Source organism: Pseudomonas sp. P9_2, assembly GCF_034008255.1.
Classification (GTDB): Bacteria; Pseudomonadota; Gammaproteobacteria; order Pseudomonadales; family Pseudomonadaceae; genus Aquipseudomonas; species Aquipseudomonas synxantha_A.
The window spans coordinates 4,637,905-4,657,524 of the sequence record NZ_CP125376.1; the positions used below are offsets into that span (position 1 = coordinate 4,637,905).

Below are 19,620 nucleotides of genomic sequence, written 5' to 3' on the forward strand. Positions count from 1 at the left end.
CAGTGTTCCATTTTTGAGATGCCCCAGCTTAATCCAACTCAGGCCCTGCGTTGAGCGAATATCAGCGCTTTCATCCGCGCGTCAGTTCAGTGTACGGCTGACCTCACGCAGGCGCGCGTCGCTCAGGTTGCCGGTGGATGCCAACAGGTGCAACTGGGCCATTAGAATGGCATAGCGCTGCTGGGCCAGGCGTTGTTGGGTATCGGTGACTTTCTGTTGCGCATCCAGTACGTCGGTGTTGATGCGGGAACCGGCTTCGAAGCCGTGGGTCACAGCGGCGAGGTTGATCTGGCTGGAGTTCAAGGCCTGCTTGAGTGCCTGGTATTGGCTCATGCCGTTTGTGACTTGCAGGTAAGCCTGACGTGCCTTCATCCCGGCGTTGCGGCGTGCATCTTCGACTTCGTCCGCCGCCTTGCTTTGCAGTGCATGGGCTTCGCGCACGCGACTGCTGGTGCGGCCACCGCTGTAGAGCGGAACGCTCAGTTTGACCCCGACCACAGTCTGGTTATAGCGATTTTCCGGTAACGTCACATCGTATACATCACCGCCGACAGAGGCGAAGCGGCCATGGGCGGCGATCAGATCAAGGGTGGGCAAATGGCCGGCCCGTTCCTTGTCGATGTCCATTTCGGCCAGGCGCTGGGCAATCTGCGCCGCCTGTACGGCAAGGTTGCCCTGTTGCGCGGTCGTGGCCCAATCATCGATGGCAGCAGGCACCGGGGCACTGAACTGCGGCTCTTTGCCTGACCACGGCCCCGCCTGTGCGGCAGTCAATTGGGTGAGTGTTTCGTTGGCGATGTCCAATGCACCACGGGCGGCAATCTGTTCGGCGAATGCCTGGTCGTATTTGGCCTGAACCTGCGCGAGCGCGTTAGCGGTGGTGGCCCCGTCGGCCAGCAGGCGCTGGCTGCGCGTCTGGCTCTCGCGCAGGGTTTGTAGCTGTTGTGTGCGGGTGTTCAACAGTTCCTGATTGAGCAGCACGTCGAAGTAAGCGCGGGCAACCCGCAGCATCAGCGCTTGGCGCGCCTGTTCAGTGTGCAGTTCACTGGCGCTGATCAACAGTTTGCTTTGGTCGTGGGCGATCACATTCTGCCAACGCAGCAGCGGCTGTGTGAGGACCACCGCGTAGGCGTTGGTGTTATTGCGATTGCGGTGATAATCGGAAGAGTCCTCGGCATCGACCCAGGCCGCGCCGCCGGTGACAGACAGGTCCGGCAGCAGGTTGGCACGGCTTTGCGGTTCCTTTTCCGCCGTGGCCAATTGCTGCGCCTGTGCGGCGGCGAACTGCATGTCGTGGGTCAGTGCCTTCTGGTACAGGTGGTACAAGTCATTTGCCGATACCTGGGTGGGCGCGCAGGCGAGTGCCAGCCAATACAGGGGCATAAGCAGGGTGGTGGTGTTCAGATGCAGGCCTGGAATACGCAAGGGGTGTGCTCCACTGAAAGATTTATCGACTGATGTGGCTTCTGCGCATCATCAGCACCATGGGAATCCCGATGGCCATCACCGCTCCCAAGGTGCCGAACAGCATGCTGAACGCCAGCATTTGCCCTTGTTCGCGCGCTTGCAGGTAAGGCATTAGCGCCAGGGCTTGTTGATGGCTCGCCAGGCCCAGGGAAAGAAACAGCGGGTCGGTTTCCACGCCTCCCCAGCCGCTGGCAACGAGACTCGATTCGGTGACATGTTCGGAAAGCAGGCGGTAGCGTTCCCACGAGAACCGTGTGAGCAGGGTGGCTGCGATGGCGATACCAACGCTGCCCCCCAACTGGCGCATCAGGTTGAGTACGCCCGAAGCACCGGAGATCAATGTCAGCGGCAGGCGGCGCATCGCCAGGTTGGTCAGCGGCACGAAGATCATGCCCAGGCCCAGGCCGCGGATCACCAAGGGCCAGTACAGCGAGTCGGGGTTGCTGTCGAGGGTGAACTGGGTGTGCAGGAACATGGCATAGCAGTACATGACGATGCCCAGGGTGACGAATACGCGCTCGTCGATCTTGTTTTCCTGGGACAGCTTGCCGATCACCAAGGTGCTGATGGCGCTGGCCACCGCCCCGGGGAAAATCACCAGCCCGCTCTGGTAAGCGCTCTGCGCCAGCAGGGTCTGCAAGAACAGCGGCACCATGAACAACGTGCTGTACAGCCCGAAGCCCACGCAAAACGCGCAGATGCATCCCATCAGGAACTCGCGGTTCTGGAACAGTGCGACGTTGACGATTGGGTTGGCCACACGCCGCTCCCACCAGAAGAAGCCCACCAGGCTGAAGCTGCTGAGCAACAGGCAGGCCACGGTCCAGTTGGACGCCATCCAGTCCCAGTGTTCGCCGCGCTCCAGCAGGATCTGCAGGCTGCCGACGCCCAGAGCCAGCAAGCAGAAGCCGCTGTAGTCGACGCTGGAAGGTTTTTGTTCGTTGGGCGAGTCGTTGATGCACAGCCAGCACAGCAACAAGGCCACGGCCCCGATCGGCAAGTTGATCAAGAAGATCCAGTGCCACGACAAGGTGTCGATCAGGTAACCGCCGACGGTCGGGCCGAGGGTCGGCCCCATCATCACGCCCACGCCGTACAGCGCCATGCCGCTGCTGACTTTTTCCTTGGGGAACACGTCGTAGATGATGGCTTGGGATATCCCCAGCAAACCGCCGCCCGCCAGGCCTTGCAGCACCCGGAACGCGACCAGTTGCCAGAGTTCGGCAGACATCGCGCAACCCAACGATGCCAGTACGAACAGCGCGGTAGAGACCAAGTAGTAAGTACGCCGGCCGAACCACGCCGATAGCCAGCCACTGACCGGAAGAATCACCACGTTGGCCACCACATAACCGGTGGAGACCCAGGAGATTTCATCCACCGATGCACCGTAAGTGCCCATCAGGCTGGGAATCGCGACGTTGACGATGGTGACATCGAGCAACTCCATCATCGAGACCAGCGTGACGGTAAACGCAATCAGGTAGGGCGACCTCATAGCGTCTGGCCGGTGTCGTCAGGTGCGGCCACTTCGACGAACGCGCTCATGCCCGGGCTCAACAGCGACTTGTAGTCATCCGGCACATCATTGAGCGCGATGCGTACCTGCACGCGCTGCACCACTTTGGTGAAGTTTCCCGTGGCATTCTCCTGGGGCAGCAACGAGAACTTCGCCCCGGTGGCCGGTGCCAGGCTTTCGACGACGCCGTCGAAGGCGTGCCCGGGGAAGGCGTCCACCGTAACTCGGGCATTCTGGCCGACGCGCACGCGGCCTACCTGGGTCTCCTTGAAGTTGGCGGTAATCCACAGCGGTTCGGTGGCGATCAGGCTCATGAGCTTTTGGCCGGCGACCACAAACTGGCCAGGCTCCACTTCTTTTTTCGAGACAATGCTGCGCATCGGCGCGGTCTGGCGGGTGTCGTTGAGCTGGATCCTGGATTGTTCCAGCTCCGCTTGCGCGGCCGCGATCCGATAGTCCTGCACCTTGAGTTCGGCCTTGTTGGCCAAGGTACTTTGAGCGGCGGCCTGGGCGTTGCTGCGCGCTACCCCCTGCGCGTGGCTGAGGGCGTCGAAACGCGCCTTGGCCACTTCCAGGTCCTGGGTGCTCAGCACGCCTTGGGCGCCGAGGCGACGGGCACGCTGGTAGTCGTTGCGCGCTTGCTCAAGGTTGGCGCTCGCTTGAGCCAGGGCCGCTTGCGCGGCCTCACGCATGGCCACCGCACCGAGCACCTGGCTGTCCAACGCCCCCGGCACGCCTGCGCGCCCGGCGGCGGCGAGCAGCGCTTGCCACTGTGCTTCGCGCTGCTGCAGCTGGTAGCGGTATTCGCTGTCGCGGATCTGAAACAGCAGGTCGCCGCTTTGTACCGTGACGTTGTCCACCACCGGCACACTGATCACCACGCCCGAGAGCTTGGCCCGTACCGGGATGATCACCCCGTCGAGTTCGGCGTTGTCGGTACTCACGTAGGTGCTGGAATACTGCCAGCGCTGCCAGCCCAGTATCAGCAACCCGCCGACCACGACGCCGCACAGCGTCAGTTTTATCAACTTGCCTTTGGTCATGTGGTACTCCCTGTCGATGCGCGTTGAGGTCAAGCAGGCTCAGAAACGGTGTGGACCTCCCGCGCAGGACGGCTCACTGTCGGCTGAGCCTTGTCCAGGAGGAACTGATGCACGCCATTCCACAGGTCAATCCGCGAGTTGATTGCGGTTTTCGCACTCTCGACCATGTGCAGGTGTTGCGCGGGGCTGGTGACGATTTCGGCGATGATGCGTTTGGCCGCCGGGCCGTGATCGTCACCATCCATCTCGATGTGGCGCTTCAAGTAATACGTGAGCATCGGTACATCGCTTTCACTGACCGACCATTGCGACAGCAGGCGGCCAAACATGTCGGGGATGATGTCTTCACGCCCGAAGAAGAAGTACGCCAGGACCGCTTCGGTGCTGCCGTGTTGCGCAACATCGAGGGTCTGGCACATGAACACTTTGGCGGCCGTTGGAATCTCCGGGTTGTTGAGCGCCGTAGCCAGAGGCACCTTGGCCTGGATAGCGGCCAGGAAGCGGCGGAATACGCTGCTGTCGGCGCCGATTTCATCCATGGCCGCGAGGTACAGGTCCAGGTGGCTGATAAAACCGCCCTCGGGATGCTCGTCGGTCTCTTCCCCGACCACGATTTCGTTGATCAGGCGGGCGGCGGTGATGTGTACCGGCGGTACCCAGGGCAACTCCACGCAGGTGAGGTCGCGCTGGATACGCTTGAGCAAGGTCATGAAGTCCCAGACGGCGAACACGTGAAATTCCATCAGGGTGCGCACGTCTTCTACGGTGCGGATATTGGCGAACAAGGGGTGACTGAACAGCTGCTCGCGCTCGGTTTCAATGTGGCTATCGATATCAAAAGGCATGCGTGCTCCTGCGGCCTGAAGGGTCAGGCTCAAAATCCAGCGGAAATTAAGTGTGTGTGTCGTTGACCGTGTTTGTACGGTAGGGGTGGCGCCCGGTGGCATACCGGAAAGACCGCACGAAGTGCTTTTCCAGCAGGAATTGCCGGTCTTCGTACCACCCCGCGTCCAGCAGTTGACGGTGTACCTTGGGCAGTCGCCAGCAAGGCACCGCGGGGTAAAAATGATGTTCCAGGTGAAAGTTCGAACCTGCGTGCAGCCAGGTGTTGAGGCGCGAAGTGCGTGAACGCGCTGGCGGCAAGTGCGGGCCTGCGTCGAAAGCATGTTCCTGATAGGCATTGACCGCCGACAGCATGAACGCCACCGCCAGGCTCAAGGAAAACCCCAGCAGCAACCCGTCGATGAGCCATATGGCCAGCCCATAAAGGCTGAGCCATACGACTTGGCAGGCGATATTGCAGCGCGCCAGCCGTTGCACCTGCACCGAACTCAATGGCAGCGCCGAGGGATTGCCCAATGGCCCGAACGCCAGGCGCCAGGTGGTCTGCAGATAACGCAGGGTGGCGATCAAGCGCGACAGGGTGATGCGGCTTGCCAGTGTGTGGTAACGCGAAAAGAGCTGGTAGTCCGGGTCCTTCGTGCTGTTGCTGTAACGGTGGTGTTGCCAATGGTCTACGAAGTAACCGGTCACACAGAACCCCGGCAGCAGCGAACTGGTGGCAATGCCCAGGTAGCAACTGCGCATGGGGTTCGCACTCAGGTTGAAGTGGAAACCTTCATGCCCAAGGATCGCTTGCAGAAATAACCCGTATCCCGCCAATACCACCAACGGCAAACACACCAGCGTCCACAGGGTGGAAGCTGTGGTCGCCACCCACACAAACAGTGCCAGTGGCAACAGGTAAAGGCTCAAGGCATAGGCGATGATCAGCAAGGACTCCCTCGGCCGGGCCTTGAACAAGGCGCGGTCGAGACGGACCTGGGGCTTGGGGTGCAGGTGGCTGGCCATTGGCGACGGCTTACTCGATCAGTTCAGGGTTGAGCACCAGGTGGCCGCCGCGCGTGAGCGTGCGCAGGCGCATGGCGATAAAGCCATCCACCACGCTCGGCGCGCTGCGTGCGGTATACATGGCCAGCGTGCCCATGAACGTCAGCCCCCGGTTGCGCAGGCCATTTTTCTGGCAGGCACGTACCAGGCCGTTCGCGGCGGCATCCAGCTTTTCTTCGAGGGACAGCAGGGTCTTGTCACCCCACTTGAAGGTCACCAGGCGTTTGACCGACAGGCCAACACGCTGCGCTGGCAAGTGGATCGCCGTGTCGATGAACCCCGGGTACACCGTGACCACGTCAAGTTCCCCGCGATACTGCATACGCAGCACATCCGAATAAGCGCTCAGCGCACGTTTGCTCGCAGCATAGGCGGCCACGTAGGGCGCATTCACCAGCGCGAACAGTGAGGACACGTTGACCACTTTGCCGCGCTTTCGCAGCAACCCCGGCAGGAACCCCGAAGTCAGTTGCCAAGGCGCGAACAGGTTGACATCCACCGCGCGGGTCACCTCATCGGTGACGCCGGTTTCGCCGCGTTCCAGCGTCAGGGTGCCGGCGTTGTTGACCAGAATGTCGATGTCGCCGAAATCGGTGCTGATAGCGCTGATCACGTTGGCCACGGCGTGGCGGTCGCACAGGTCGACTTGATAAAACGCGTCCAGCAGACCGCTGTCTTGCGGTGCGAGGATGTCGAGGCCAATCACGGTGGCGCCCAGTTGCTTGAGTTTGCAGGCCGCTGCGAAACCCAGGCCGCGCGCGGTACCGGTGATAACAATGGTTTTTCCGAGCAGGTTCATGAGTGCGCTCCGGTCATGCTGAAGGTTGATGCGGACAAGTAGGTGTCAAGGTTGGTCGCCATCGAGATCCTGGCCGGTGGATGAAATTGCAAACCGCGGCAGGCCATCAACCCGTTGGAGCTCAGGTTGCTGGTGATGAACGCCATCCCGCCCAACATGGCGTGAGCCTGGTCGGAGAGCTGGGCAAGGCGTTGCTCGATGCCGTAACGCACCAGCAGCAGACGGGCCAGCACGTTAGGCAAGTCCTGTGGGTTGCGCTCGATATCCAGGGCCGCACCTTCCAGCGCGCTGATCGCCAACTGCAGGTCGGCTGCCAGGTCCACGCGGTGATGCGCGGTCCAGCGGGCGGCGTCTGTGACCGACTCGATCAGGCCGGCGCAGGCACCCACATAGGATGCGCAAATCAGCAGTTCGAACCAGATAAAACCTACGGTTTGCACGTCGCCCAGCTGGTGGGTGTAACCGGCGGAAAACACCATGCGCTCGGGCACCAGCACTTCGTTGAGGCGTACTTCGATGCTTTCAGCGCCGGCCAGGGCGCTGTTCTGCCAGAAGGGGTTGCGGCTGATGCCCGGCGCAGTGGCCGGAATCAATGCGACCATCAGCTCTTCGCCGCCAGGGGTTTGGCGGATATAGCTGGCGGTGAGCAAGTCCATCGACTGTCCGAGGCAGCAGGGCTTCTTGCTGCCGCTGAGTAACACCCCCTCTGGGGTGTGCACCGCTTGCATGGCCGAGTCGAGAATGCCCGCTCCGCTGGTGCCCTCGGCAAACCCCGAAGACAGCAACAAGCGTTTTTGCGCGACGGCAGCCAGCAACAGGCCTTCGGCGCCGCCACCGTTCTGCGTGAGTGCCAATAAGCTCGCCACGGAAAACTGGTGCATGGTGCTGGCCACCGCCAGCGAGGGCGAGCGGGCCCCCAGGGCGATCTGCACATGCACCGCATCAAGGATATTCGCGCCCAGCCCGCCGGCTTCGCGGTTGACCAGCAACCCCACCGGGCCATGTTGCTTGAACAGGGCGATGATCTCGCTCTGTGGCGCCTCACGCTGGGCCGGAGGAATGGCCGCCAGGCGCTCGTCAAAACCAGGGGCGTAGCGTTGAAGCAGATCGCGTGAGCGATTCAGTAACGACAGTGACATGGTTCAGGCCTTCAAGTAGCTCGCCGGAAACAGGCCGGTGATGATCGAGTGAATGTTGTCCCGGATGGCTTGTTTGGCCACAGGGTCGAGCATGTCCGCGAGCATCGGCAGGCCCAGGTCGAAGCGCGATTTGAAGGAGATGATCGCGTCCTTGCCGTCCGGCAAGACGTGCCAGGTGCCGGAGAAGTGATCGACGTCGCCGGCCATTTGCTCGAAATGAATTTCCCGGGTGTCGGCATTGAAGGTGTCACGCTCCTGCCACTTGAGAATGCCGCTGTGGAAGTTGACCTCCCAGGACGTAAACGACACCTGGTCGCTGACCTTGTTGATGCTGATATTGCGCACCGACTCGCAGAGCTCGACGTAATTGCTGAAATCGCTGATCACCGCAAATACTTCATCAGCGCAGGCATGGGGAATATGGGCCTGCACGTTGACTTCTTGCATGGGGGAAAACTCCATTTAAAGGGATGGCATCGAAGTGGTCAGCGCCTGGGCGAAGCCGTCGATCAACCAGTTGCAATCCTGGGCCGTCAGCAATGGCGACGGCGTGAGCCTTATCACGCGATGATCATTGAGCGAGTGGCACACAATGATGCGTTGCTCGATCAGGGCCATGACCATATTGGCGGCGATTGAGGCCTCGGCGAACTCAAAGCCCAACAGCAAACCCGCACTGCGCAGTTGCACACGTTCGGCCCAACCTCTTTGTTGCAACAGCGCGCTGAAGCGGGCGTGCAGGTCCTGGCCCAGTAGCCGGGCACGCGCGACCAGGTCTTCCTGCACCATCACTTGCAGCGTGGCCTGCACGGCCGCCATGGCCAGCGGGTTGGCGCCGAAGGTCGAGGTGTGGACCGTAGGGTTGCGATTGAACGGCGCATAGATCGTGGCGCTGGCGACCATGGCGCTCACCGGTACGCAACCGCCGGACAGGCTTTTACCTACCAGCATGATGTCGGGCACCACCTGTTCCTGGTCACAGCCCCACCAATAGCCGGTGCGACCCAGGCCAGATTGGATCTCGTCGATAATCAGCACGGCGCCATACTGATTGCACAGCTCGCGCACACGCCTGAGGTAACCCGATGGCGGCAGAATTACCCCGGCTTCGGCCTGGATCGGTTCGAGAATCACGCAGGCCTTGTCCGGCGATGCGCGTAGTTGCTGCTCAAGTGCGACGCTGTCGCCAAACGGCACGAACTCGCTGTCGCTGAGCAACCCACTGAAGGGTTCTCGGTAGCTCTCGCGGCCGGTGACGGCGAGGGCACCGAGGGTCTTGCCGTGGAACCCCCCGAATGTCGACAGCGTACGGCGGCAACCGTTGAGGCGGGCGAGCTTCAAGCCGGCTTCGGTGGCCTCGGCGCCTGAATTGCAAAAGAACACATAGTCCAGGTCGCCCGGGCACTGCGCTGCCAGGGCGCGTGCGGCAAAGGCCTGTTGCGGGTTGAGCAACAACTTGCTGGCCAAAGCGTTTTGCTGCAGTTGCCGGGTAACCGCTTCCACGACAACCGGGTGGCCATGACCGAGGAAAAACACGCCATAACCGCCTGCATCCAGGTATTGACGGCCTTGCTCGTCGTAGATGTAGACGCCACGACTGGATTGCTCGATCGGCAGGTTCATCAGCGAAGCGAGGCGTGCGTAGCCCGAGTTGACGTGTTGGCGCAGGTATTGGTCGACCTGTGCGGCGTCGAGGGTGGGGTCGATGACTGTCGGGTTCATGCCACGCTCACTTCTGTGTTCGGTGTCACCGGCTGCTTGAGCATGCGCGTCAGTGCCCCCAGCTTGGGTGCCAGGTGGTTGAGCGACAGCAGCAACTCGCGGCCAACATCACGCTGGCTGAACGCCGGCTCACCGAGTAACTGCGGCAATGAAGTGGGCAGTGGCGTGCGCAGGCAGGCATAGCGGCACAACTGGGTGGCACGGGTCAGGGCAGCCTGGATATTGCCGCTCAGCGCCGGCAGAAATACCGGGCGGATCAACCGTTCGTAAATATCCGGCGCCATGCAGCGTGGCCGTGTGAAGGGTTGCCTCTGGGCTTCCATGGATTGGCACATCAGGTCCAGCAGCCCCGTCAGATCCAGAGCCTGTGGGCCGCTGGTGAGAAAGTAGTCGTCGCCGATCAAACGCTGGTGCAGCGCGTTGGCAATCGCTCGGGCCGCGACGTCACGGGCGATCAGGTCGACATAGCCAGCAGGCGGGCAGGGTACGATGGGCAGTACGCCAGACATCATCAGCCCCATGGTCATATGGAAACCCTGAAAGTTGGGCATATGCCCGGTGCTGGCGTCACCGATAATGATGGACGGACGAAAGATCGACACATCGATGCCAGCCGAGCGCACCAGGGTTTCTGCCTGGCGCTTGGCAACTTCGTATGGCGTTTCCGCTTGCACGCCTTCGTAATAGTCGCAAGGGTGGGTAAAGGCGGTGCTGATGTGATACAGCGGCACCTTGGCTTGCTGCACGAAGGCCACGACGTTTTCGGTGCCGAGGTAGTTCACCGAGAAGATCTGATCGATATCACCGTCCAGGCGCGTCACCGCCGCGGCGTGGATCACCCAGTCGACACGCTCAACCAGCGCCGCATAAACGTCGCTGGCCAAGCCCAGGTCAGCGCTGCAAATATCACCCTTGAGCACTTCCACTCGGGGATCGCGGATACGGCTTTTGCGCGCCAGGCAGACCAGGTGAAAGTCCTCTGCCAGGCAGTCGATCAGTGACTCACCGAGCACCCCTGAGCCTCCAGTGAGAAGGACGGTTAGTTTTTGCTGTGCTGACATGTAGGGCGCTTCCTGCGGACTCATCGAAAGAATTCATGGTGCGTTTCGCCGAATTGCAGGCACAGGTGCCCCGGGCGAACACTCTTCTATTCACTTTCGGTGGCGCTGAGGTGCTCTGGGAGGAGGTGATCAGCGCTTAACGTTGTCGCGAATAAGATGCGATCGATATTGGCGTTTTGATATCAGTGCGTCTTGAACGAAACGCTTGTCTTACGCAAAACCTCAGCGGCGGTGCGCGGCGTCATGCCAATCATGCGGCGCATCATGCGAGCCAGATGCGCCTGGTCGGAGAAACCGCCGTCGGCGGCGGCGTCCGATAACGTCGAACCGCCGGCCAGGGATTTGGAGGCCCGTTCCAATTTGTTCCAGATGATCCACTGGGAGAGGGAAACCCCCATCTGGTGGGTGGCGACGCAGCGCAACCGGGGGCTGGACAACCCCACCGCCTGGGCAGCGCGACTGACGCAACCTGGGCCGTCGCGGTCCAGGCGCAGAATATTCAGGGCTTTGTGGAGCCTATGGTCGATCGGCGGGGTAATTGCCAGCAAACGCGAGAGGGCGTCGACAAAGTGCGACAGGGATGTGCTACGACGAAAGCACGCCAGCAGTTCATCACTGGCCAGGGCGATCCCATCGTCCTCGAGCAACGCATTGAGTGCACGGCCCAACGCCGTGTCCGGGCTGACATATAAGAACGCTACCGGATGACTCTCCGCCACGGCACGGTGTTCGACGTTGGGGCCGATGATCACACCTGCCGCACGGAGCACCCTTCCGGGCAGCTCAAGGGTGGCGGGTTGACCTACGCCGATGCACAGTTGGATAGCGACATGGGAGTGAGCAGTGTTTTGATCCGCACGGCCAATGTAGCCGGCCCACGAGTCGCCAAAGGTAACGCTGCCATCCCACATTTGAAGTCTTCCTTGACGTGTTGGGTGATTGTTTGACGCGTGCAGGGTAGGCCTGCGCAGGGCTGGATTCAAGCGCGGCGCTGGGTCGCTGTCTTTTCGTTGCACAGCGAGTGCATATCAAACCGACGCTTGCTAGAGGCTATCCGGATCCCCGAAGAACATTTTGACTTAGCTCTACGATAGTAGTTTCAGCTTAAAAAACTCGAATTATGCCCCCAGTTATGCCCCCATTCACACCGGGCGTACGAGCGATCGCGAACGGCGATTGCCGACACGGACCTGGGTGGCCGTGGCTGGTATTCAGTGCGCCTCCATATACTGGATGAGCAACCCGAATGGGGCAAATCCGTGGTCGCTCGGAAGAGGATTATGGGTTGTGAGTTGATATCCCTAAGCGGACTTTTCGGGTCTGTCTCTCTGCATCTATCCAGAAATTGGCTCGCGAGATGCTCATGCTCATGCTCTGCGCGATGTGCAATGCGCGGTTGCCAGGGGGATCGATCCGCGTGTCCATCGACACCAGTCGCCTAGACACGGAATCAGCATTGAGACGGGGCCGCTGATCTCGGATAGTTCGGAGGCGCTTTTACAGGCTGCTGTGGAGAGCGCAGGGATCATTCTGACGTCTGATTGGCTGGCCGGTGCGGCGGTGCGTGATGGCACGCTTGTACAAATATTAAGGCAATGGGAAGGCGCGGCAACGGGTGGTATCTATGCCGTGATGCCCCCGGGGCGGTGGGTTCCGACGAAGACAAGGGTGTTTGTCGATAAAATTACCCATGCGATTCAGGCGGGTTGGGAGCAGTAAAAAGAGATTACCGATTAACAAAATAAAATTGTGCTTTTGAAAAATTTATATTGATTTTTTTTAAGTTGGTTCGGCTTTAGCATAAATCCACCTTCAAAAAGCCGTCGGGCAGCGACCACGGTGTCCGGCACCACAAACCAATAAAAAGTTGTTATCGGAGTCCTGATGAGTCTTTCTCCTTTCCACCTCGCAATCCCTGTGTATGACCTGGCCGCCACACGTCACTTCTACGGTGAGGTGTTCGGTCTTTCCGAAGGTCGCTCGAGCGACCAGTGGGTAGACTTCGATTTCTACGGCCATCAACTGGTCATCCATGAGCACCCTAAGACTGCTTCGCAGGAAAGCGTGCACAGCAACCCGGTAGATGGCCACGACGTGCCGGTTCCGCACTTCGGCATCATCCTGGAGTGGGCACAATGGGAAGCCCTGGCCGAGCGCTTGAAAGCGCGCGCAACCAAGTTTGTGATCGAACCCTACATTCGCTTTAAAGGCCAGGTCGGCGAGCAAGCCACCATGTTCCTGTTCGACCCGTGCGGCAACGCGCTGGAGTTCAAGGCGTTCAAGGATATGAGCCAGCTGTTCGCTAAATAATAAAAACCTGGCGCACGCCAAAGAGTGCGTCAGGAAAATATAAATGAGCTGGAAGCTCATGAATCTAGCTACTGCCGTCACGCAGTCCTTTCATTCCAACAAAAAGGCTAGACATGAAACGTATCCCCTTAGTTTGGCAAATCGTTGCCGGGCTGTTGCTTGGCGTGCTCGTGGGTTGGTATTTCAATACCCACCCGGAAAATCAAGTTTGGGTCAGTACCGAAATCCTTAAACCGCTCGGTGATATCTTCATCAAGATGATGAAAATGGTCGTCGTGCCGATTGTTTTCTGCTGCATGATCCTCGGCATTGCTGGGGGCGGTGATAACAAATCGTTCGGTCGTATGGGCGCAAAGTCGTTGATCTACTTCTTTGCAATCACCAGCCTCGCCATCGTGCTTGGCTTGTGCTTCGCCAACATGTTCGAGCCGGGTAAAGGCACCGAAATCGCGGGCATCGCGCACAACGCAGCAGCCGTGCATATGGAGCCGTCGAAAGGCGCGCTGATCATCCTGCAGAACATCGTGCCCGATAACGTGATTGTCGCGATGTCGGAAGGGAAGTTGCTGTCGGTGCTGTTCTTTGCGGTGCTGCTGGGCATGGCGTTGAACACGTTGCCCAAAGCCAAAAGTGCGCCGGTTGTAGCGGTTGTGCAGGGCTTCTCCGACGCCATGTTCAAGGTGGTGTCGTTTGTCATGGCCTACGCACCGATCGGTGTATTCGGCATGATCGGCGCCACTGTAGCGACCTTCGGATTTGCCTCGTTGCTGCCGTTGCTCAAGTTGATCGGTGTGGTGTACCTGGCGCTGATTACCTTCGCCCTGGTGATGCTCGGCGGTATCTGCTACCTGATCGGCGAAAACGTCTTCAAGTTGATCAAGTACTTCCGCGATGAGCTGATCCTGGCCTTCTCCAGTGCAGCTTCTGCGGCTGTCATGCCGCAGTTGATGACCAAGCTGGAAGCCTACGGCGTGCCTCGGCGCATCGTCAGCTTCGTGGTGCCGGTGGGTTATGCGTTTAACCTGGACGGTGCTTCGATCTTCCTCGGTGTGGCGACGATCTTCATTGCCCAGCTCTATGGCATCGACCTGTCACTGACTCAGCAGATTTTGCTGGTGGTCACGATGGTGCTGACGTCAAAGGGCGCTGCGGGTGTACCTGGGTTCGCCATCATCATTCTGTCGGCTACTTTGGCGTCTGCCGGGCTGCCGCTGGAAGGGGTCGCGTTGATTGCCGGGATCTTCCGGATCATCGACAGCGGCACTACCACCTTGAACGTGCTGGGTAATGCAATCGCACCCCTGGTTATCGCCAAGTGGGAGAAAGCCCCCCTGGAGCGAAAAAGCTCAGTAGGGGTCGAGCAGAACGCTTAATCAGCGACACACAAGAGCCTTCCACGTTAACCGCGTCGAGGGCTCTTTTTTTGGCTGACAAACCAATAAGAAGTTGTTGCGTGTTGATTCTTTTCAGGCGCCCGGGTGCTCGGTTCAGATAAATAATCGTGCCCTGTTAGTTGCCACTGTGCTGCCATTATTTATAAAAAAAACAGGTGGTCTATGTGCAAGAAATCAGTGTTCTATCGGACGCGTCGCTGCGTCGCACTATGGATGGTGTTGCTATTTATGGGAACTTATCAACTGGCGGTCGCCAGCCCACGCACGGCGTTGACGCACTCTGCGGTGGCCGTACCTGACCAATTTGCTGCGGACACCGCCAACGCAATCTTTGCCAAAGGCGGGAATGCCGTAGATGCGGCTGTCGCCGTTGCCTTTTCCCTGGCCGTGACCTACCCCGAAGCCGGGAACATCGGCGGAGGCGGTTTCATGACCGTCTACTTCAAGGGCAAACCCTACTTTCTCGATTACCGCGAGCGTGCGCCGCTGAAAGCGACGCGAGACATGTTCGTCGACAGCTCGGGTAAAAAAGTGATTGCTGCCGACCAACCGCAAGGCAGTGTGATCGGCCACCGGTCGGTGGGCGTGCCGGGGACGGTCGCCGGTCTGTGGGAAGCGCACAAACGTTTTGGCAAGCTCAAATGGACGCAGCTGATCGAACCGGCCATTCACTATGCGCGCCATGGTTTCGTCGTCGATGAAGCACTGGCCAGTATCGCTACGAGCGAAAACGAAAAACGCTTCGCCGGTAAAACCAACTTCGCTGAACATTTCGGCAAGCTGCAGGCCGGTACCACCTTTAAGCAGCCCGAACTTGAGGCGGTACTCCGACGCATCGCCGCGCAAGGTCCTAAAGGATTCTACGCCGGTAAAACCGCTGCGTTGATCGTGACCGATATGAGTGCCAATGGCGGGCTGATCAGCACGCAGGACCTGGCCGACTACAAAGCCGTGTGGCGAGATCCCATACAAGCCAACTGGAATGGCTTTCAGATTGTCACCGCTCCACCGCCCAGCTCCGGCGGGGTCGCGCTGGTGCAACTGTTGAAGATGAAAGAGATGCGCCGCGAGGATTTCCAGGGCGTGCCGCTCAATTCCGCGCGCTATATGCACCTGGTGGCGGAGATCGAGAAGCGGGTGTTTGCCGATCGGGCGCAGTACCTGGGCGATCCGGATTTTTACACGGTGCCGGTGCATGAGTTGATCGACGAGCACTACCTGGCGGGCCGGGCGTCGCAGGTCAATTTGTCGGTCCCTTCGGACACCAATAAGGTTGTCGCCGGTCTGAATATTGAATCGCCGGAAAAACCCCAGACCACGCACTTCTCAATCGTCGATAAATGGGGCAATGCCGTTTCCAACACCTACACGCTCAATGGCTTTTTCGGCTCCGGTGTGGTCGCAGAAAAAACCGGTATTTTGCTCAATGACGAGATGGATGACTTTTCGGCACTGGCTGGGGTGCCCAATCAGATGGGTGTCGTGGGTACTGATACCAATGCTATCGAACCCGGAAAGCGGCCATTGTCTTCGATGACTCCGACGATTTTCCTGAAGGACGGCAAGGTCGCCCTGGTCATTGGTACACCGGGTGGCTCGCGGATTTTTACGTCTATCTTTCAGGTTGTCAGTAACGTGTATGACTTCCACCTAGGGCTAAAAGACGCGGTGGGTGCGATGCGCTTTCACCACCAGTTGCTGCCTGCCAACACGATCTTCTGGGAGCCCTACGCGCCGATTTCCGGGCAACTGGCGGCGGACCTTGACGTCGCTGGCTACTACCTGGCTAACCAGGGCTTCAACGGTGATATTCAGGCAATCCGCGTTGAGCACGGCGTGCCTGAACCCGTATCTGATCCCAGGGGGAGGGGCGTCACGTCCATCGCCAAGTAGCGGGTCAATCCGCTCGTCTGGCTTACGAGCATTTGGCCAGAAGCACTCGGTAAGGGGGTGGTCATCCAGGTGGATCGAGATCCACCAGAGCCCACGCCCCAGTGCTAGTTCTTTATCCTGCGCTGAGGCGTTCGCCTGCCTGACAAGAATCTAAAGTTAGGCGAGCGATTCAAATGAATTTGCATCAATCTCAGCGCGCCTGAATGCCAGGATTGCATGCTCATGCACCGCTCCCCACTCCCGCATCGCGCTGATCAGTGGGGCAAGCGTGTTGCCTAATGCTGTTAGGGAATACTCGACCTTGGGCGGGACCTCTCGATAGATTTCGCGATGGATAACCTTATCTGTCTCCAGCTCTCTGAGTTGTAGTGTGAGCATTCTCTGGGTCACATCTGGCATCAGCCGACGCAATTCGTTGAACCGCTTCGTTCCTGACATCAGATGGAACAGTATGAGCGATTTCCATTTGCCGCCGATGACATCCACCGTAAAGGCGACAGGACAGGCAAACGCTTCAACTTCACTCTGTGGGGTGCATTTCTTCAAAGGGATCTCCTAGGTATAAAAAATGTACCTACAGCACAAAAATGTGCGTACTTACGCGAATCGGATGCGCACGTTAACATTATTCCATATCGATCACTATGGAATTAGTTAGATGAGTTTGCTGCTGTCCCCTCATGAAATCAAAGGCCTTAAACTGAAAAACCGCGTCGTTATGTCGCCGATGTGCATGCACATGACTGCCGATGACGGCTTTGTCACTGAGTGGCACCGAGTGCATTACGGTGCTCGCGCCTTGGGCCAGGCGGGGCTGATTTTTCCGGAAACGCTGGCAGTCCACGCCGACGGTCGTATCGGGGCCGGTGACCTCGGTATCTGGAGTGACGCACACATCGTCGGCTTGAAAGCGCTGACCGAACTGCTTCACAGCTTTGGTGCAAAAGCCGGTGCTCAGATCGGCCATGCGGGGCGCAACGCTGACCTGCCCAATCTCATTCACATCGCGCCATCGGCTATCCCGTTCACGGAAACCAGCCCCGTGCCTCGCGCACTCGCGGCTGACGAAATTCCGGGGTTGGTAAAGCTCTATGGCGATGCCGCACGACGCGCCAGTGACGCGGGCTTTGATGTGCTTGAGATTCATGCCGCTCATGGCTATTTGCTGAATGAGTTCCTCTCCCCACTCGCCAATACCCGCGACGACGAATATGGCGGTGATGCCAAGCGTCGCTATCGCTTCCTGCGCGAAGTGCTGGAGGAAGTCAAAACCCATTGGGGCGATCGTCCTCTGTTTGTCCGTATCTCCAGCTCTGATTACGCCGAAGGCGGAAATACCCCCGAGTCGTTCCTTGAATACGGTCGCTGGATGAAAGAGCAAGGCGTCGATCTGATCGACTGCAGCTCCGGCGGGATCAAGATGATCAAGGTTCAGACCTATCCTGGTTACCAAGTCCCGGCCGCTGAGTTGCTGCGCAAAGAATTGCATATTGCGACGGGTGCCGTGGGTGTCATCCAGAGTGGTCGTCAGGCCGAAGACATCCTGCAAAACGGCCGAGCTGACTTGGTGTTTGTCGGCCGGCAAATGCTGCGTGATCCGTTCTGGGTGCGCACTGCAGCAGATGATTTGAAAGAAATCATTGAGATTCCTGCTGCCTACACGCGTTACGGCTCTGTATGGCTTGATACCCAAGCCTGAACTTGTCCACGTCGAACGCGCGCCGCTGCGGTGCGCTAATCCTCAATCCAATGAAGCAGGAGTTAACCATGAGCAAACCTACTTACGTGCACGAATACCACGCCATCACCGAGGTGCTGAACCAGTACATCGAGGGCTGCAAGCAAGCAAAAAGCAGCCTCATGAAGCCTGCTTTCAATGAGCAAGCGACCATGTTTAGCGTCGATGGCGACGGTAAGCTGGCCGGTGGCGCAATTCCAATCCTGTTCAAGGGGATTGATGAGGGTTTTAGCCCCTCTCCAGATGCACCGGCAGCTATCGTCCGCATTGAGATTGTCGGTACGGCGGCTAGCGCGCGCATCGACGCCAACGACATGTCAGGCATTTCTTTCACCGACTTTTTCCATCTGCTGAAAGTCGATGGCAAGTGGACGGTCGTCAGCAAGATCTTTCACACCCACGTCGCGCCTTGAACCTCTGTCGTCCTTGAGTCTGCTGTAGCTGATTGCTTCCCGGCACTCAGCCATACAAATGGAACCGTCATGAAAACCCTTACCTCCGCTCTCGCTTTTACGGTCGTTACTCTTGCGCCGGGTAGTGCCTCCGCCACCACATACCCGGGAGTTGAGCACAACACGGCGAAACTCTTGCAATCGCTTGAAGGTGTGCCGACGCTCGACTCCATGAAGCCGGTCGATGCCCGTGCCGCGCTGGCGGGCGCCCAGGCTGCCCCTCAAGTGGCCTTGCCGGCAGCTGATGTCAGTGAGAAGACGATCCGCGTCAACGGCAGCAATCTGAAGTTGACCATCGTGCGCCCGGTCGGTAGCCAACAGAAGACGCTGCCCGCGTTCATGTATTTCCATGGCGGCGGCTGGGTGTTGGGCGACTTCCCGACCCACGAACGACTGGTGCGTGACCTGGTGGTAGGCTCGGGTGCGGTGGCGGTCTTCGTCAACTACAGCCTCTCGCCAGAGGCGGCATATGGCGTCGCCACCGAGCAAGCCTATGCCGCGACAAAATGGGTCGCCGAACATGGCGAAGATATCAAGGTAGACGGCACTCGCCTCGCCGTAGCCGGCAATAGTGCTGGCGGGAACATTGCCGCCGTAGTTGCTCTGATGGCGAACGAGAAGGGTGGACCTGAACTGCGCTCGCAAGTGTTGCTGTGCCCAGTGACAGATTCCAATTTTGACACGCCGTCGTACAAGGAGTTTGCCAACGGCTATTTCCTGACGAAGGACATGATGGCGTGGTTCTGGGACAATTACGCACCCGACGCCGAGACACGCAAACAGATTTACGCTTCTCCACTGCAGGCCACGACCGAACAGTTGAAGGGCTTGCCGCCGACGCTGATCCAGACAGCCGAATTCGATGTCCTGCGCGATGAAGCTGAAGCTTACGGCCGCAAGCTCGACGCTGCGGGTGTGCCTGTGAAGACGGTTCGCTACAACGGCATGATTCACGATTTCGGTCTGTCGAATGGCTTCAGCCATCTGCCGACGCCGCGCAGCGCGATTGCGCAGGCTTCTCAGGAACTCAAGATCAACCTGAGCAAGTAATTTCAAAAACAAAGAACCCGCAGGTCACGGTGAAACTGCGGGCTTCGTCATTGAAAACACCTCGTCATCTCATTGCGAAGCTGCTTGCGCACAGTCGAATCCCGGAGTTTCTGCTGCGTTTGTGCGGTTGAGCATTTTTCAAT

Annotated in this window: 19 protein-coding genes; 7 read left to right on the forward strand and 12 right to left on the reverse strand. The window is 59.0% G+C overall.

Annotated elements, in window-relative coordinates; all coding sequences use genetic code 11:
- Positions 1 to 81: 81 nt before the first annotated feature.
- The 11 genes from QMK52_RS20665 to QMK52_RS20715 form a co-directional block, all read right to left on the reverse strand.
- Positions 82 to 1,425 (reverse strand): TolC family outer membrane protein, encoded by a 1,344-nt coding sequence (locus QMK52_RS20665; protein WP_122734228.1) that lies wholly within the window; start codon positions 1,423 to 1,425, stop codon positions 82 to 84.
- A gap of 22 nt (positions 1,426 to 1,447) precedes the next feature.
- Positions 1,448 to 2,965, reverse strand: coding sequence for a DHA2 family efflux MFS transporter permease subunit (locus tag QMK52_RS20670; RefSeq protein WP_122734230.1), 1,518 nt, complete (start codon positions 2,963 to 2,965; stop codon positions 1,448 to 1,450).
- On the reverse strand, positions 2,962 to 4,029 hold the full coding sequence (locus QMK52_RS20675) for an HlyD family secretion protein (protein ID WP_005788487.1): 1,068 nt from the start codon (positions 4,027 to 4,029) through the stop codon (positions 2,962 to 2,964). The genes QMK52_RS20670 and QMK52_RS20675 overlap by 4 nt, the downstream gene beginning before the upstream one ends.
- A 29-nt stretch (positions 4,030 to 4,058) precedes the next feature.
- The gene (locus QMK52_RS20680) at positions 4,059 to 4,874 is read right to left on the reverse strand and encodes a DUF3050 domain-containing protein (protein ID WP_320403329.1); all 816 of its coding nucleotides are present in this window, start codon (positions 4,872 to 4,874) and stop codon (positions 4,059 to 4,061) included.
- Between the two features lie 46 nt (positions 4,875 to 4,920).
- Complete coding sequence (locus tag QMK52_RS20685) at positions 4,921 to 5,880, reverse strand: fatty acid desaturase (protein WP_320403330.1); 960 nt, start codon at positions 5,878 to 5,880, stop codon at positions 4,921 to 4,923.
- Between the two features lie 10 nt (positions 5,881 to 5,890).
- The gene (locus tag QMK52_RS20690) at positions 5,891 to 6,718 is read right to left on the reverse strand and encodes an SDR family NAD(P)-dependent oxidoreductase (protein ID WP_005788484.1); all 828 of its coding nucleotides are present in this window, start codon (positions 6,716 to 6,718) and stop codon (positions 5,891 to 5,893) included.
- Complete coding sequence (locus tag QMK52_RS20695; protein ID WP_005788483.1) at positions 6,715 to 7,857, reverse strand: acyl-CoA dehydrogenase family protein; 1,143 nt, start codon at positions 7,855 to 7,857, stop codon at positions 6,715 to 6,717. Before QMK52_RS20695 ends, QMK52_RS20690 begins: the two co-directional genes overlap by 4 nt.
- 3 nt (positions 7,858 to 7,860) lie before the next feature.
- Complete coding sequence (locus tag QMK52_RS20700) at positions 7,861 to 8,304, reverse strand: type II toxin-antitoxin system RatA family toxin (RefSeq protein ID WP_005788482.1); 444 nt, start codon at positions 8,302 to 8,304, stop codon at positions 7,861 to 7,863.
- 15 nt (positions 8,305 to 8,319) lie between these two features.
- Complete coding sequence (locus QMK52_RS20705; protein WP_320403331.1) at positions 8,320 to 9,579, reverse strand: aspartate aminotransferase family protein; 1,260 nt, start codon at positions 9,577 to 9,579, stop codon at positions 8,320 to 8,322.
- Positions 9,576 to 10,640, reverse strand: coding sequence for an SDR family oxidoreductase (locus QMK52_RS20710; protein ID WP_087945285.1), 1,065 nt, complete (start codon positions 10,638 to 10,640; stop codon positions 9,576 to 9,578). The genes QMK52_RS20705 and QMK52_RS20710 overlap by 4 nt, the downstream gene beginning before the upstream one ends.
- Positions 10,641 to 10,822: 182 nt before the next feature.
- The gene (locus tag QMK52_RS20715; protein ID WP_320403332.1) at positions 10,823 to 11,551 is read right to left on the reverse strand and encodes an AraC family transcriptional regulator; all 729 of its coding nucleotides are present in this window, start codon (positions 11,549 to 11,551) and stop codon (positions 10,823 to 10,825) included.
- 472 nt (positions 11,552 to 12,023) lie between these two features.
- Here QMK52_RS20715 and QMK52_RS20720 point away from each other — a divergent pair, with 472 nt between their 5' ends.
- The 4 genes from QMK52_RS20720 to ggt all read left to right on the forward strand — a co-directional run bounded on the left by QMK52_RS20720 (position 12,024) and on the right by ggt (position 16,237).
- Positions 12,024 to 12,359 carry a LysR substrate-binding domain-containing protein gene (locus tag QMK52_RS20720; RefSeq protein ID WP_320403333.1) on the forward strand — a complete coding sequence of 112 codons (336 nt, stop codon included), beginning with the start codon at positions 12,024 to 12,026 and terminating at the stop codon, positions 12,357 to 12,359.
- Positions 12,360 to 12,524: 165 nt separating this feature from the next.
- Positions 12,525 to 12,950, forward strand: a complete 426-nt coding sequence (locus QMK52_RS20725; protein WP_032885513.1) for a VOC family protein — start codon at positions 12,525 to 12,527, stop codon at positions 12,948 to 12,950.
- Between the two features lie 113 nt (positions 12,951 to 13,063).
- Positions 13,064 to 14,323 carry a cation:dicarboxylate symporter family transporter gene (locus tag QMK52_RS20730; RefSeq protein ID WP_099491990.1) on the forward strand — a complete coding sequence of 420 codons (1,260 nt, stop codon included), beginning with the start codon at positions 13,064 to 13,066 and terminating at the stop codon, positions 14,321 to 14,323.
- Positions 14,324 to 14,572: 249 nt separating this feature from the next.
- On the forward strand, positions 14,573 to 16,237 hold the full coding sequence (ggt, locus tag QMK52_RS20735; RefSeq protein ID WP_256591558.1) for a gamma-glutamyltransferase: 1,665 nt from the start codon (positions 14,573 to 14,575) through the stop codon (positions 16,235 to 16,237).
- A 156-nt stretch (positions 16,238 to 16,393) separates the two neighbouring features.
- On the opposite strand, the gene QMK52_RS20740 is transcribed toward ggt, so the two are convergent.
- Positions 16,394 to 16,783: a winged helix-turn-helix transcriptional regulator gene (locus QMK52_RS20740; protein WP_012724350.1), complete on the reverse strand. Its 390-nt coding sequence runs from the start codon at positions 16,781 to 16,783 to the stop codon at positions 16,394 to 16,396.
- A 112-nt stretch (positions 16,784 to 16,895) separates the two neighbouring features.
- On the opposite strand from QMK52_RS20740, the gene namA reads away from it, so the two are divergent.
- The 3 genes from namA to QMK52_RS20755 all read left to right on the forward strand — a co-directional run bounded on the left by namA (position 16,896) and on the right by QMK52_RS20755 (position 19,477).
- Positions 16,896 to 17,936 carry an NADPH dehydrogenase NamA gene (namA, locus tag QMK52_RS20745; RefSeq protein ID WP_320403334.1) on the forward strand — a complete coding sequence of 347 codons (1,041 nt, stop codon included), beginning with the start codon at positions 16,896 to 16,898 and terminating at the stop codon, positions 17,934 to 17,936.
- A gap of 68 nt (positions 17,937 to 18,004) precedes the next feature.
- A complete protein-coding gene (locus QMK52_RS20750) occupies positions 18,005 to 18,388 on the forward strand; it encodes a nuclear transport factor 2 family protein (RefSeq protein WP_320403335.1) in 384 nt (127 codons plus the stop codon).
- 69 nt (positions 18,389 to 18,457) lie between these two features.
- Positions 18,458 to 19,477, forward strand: coding sequence for an alpha/beta hydrolase (locus QMK52_RS20755; RefSeq protein ID WP_099549808.1), 1,020 nt, complete (start codon positions 18,458 to 18,460; stop codon positions 19,475 to 19,477).
- The last annotated feature ends 143 nt before the right edge of the window (positions 19,478 to 19,620 follow it).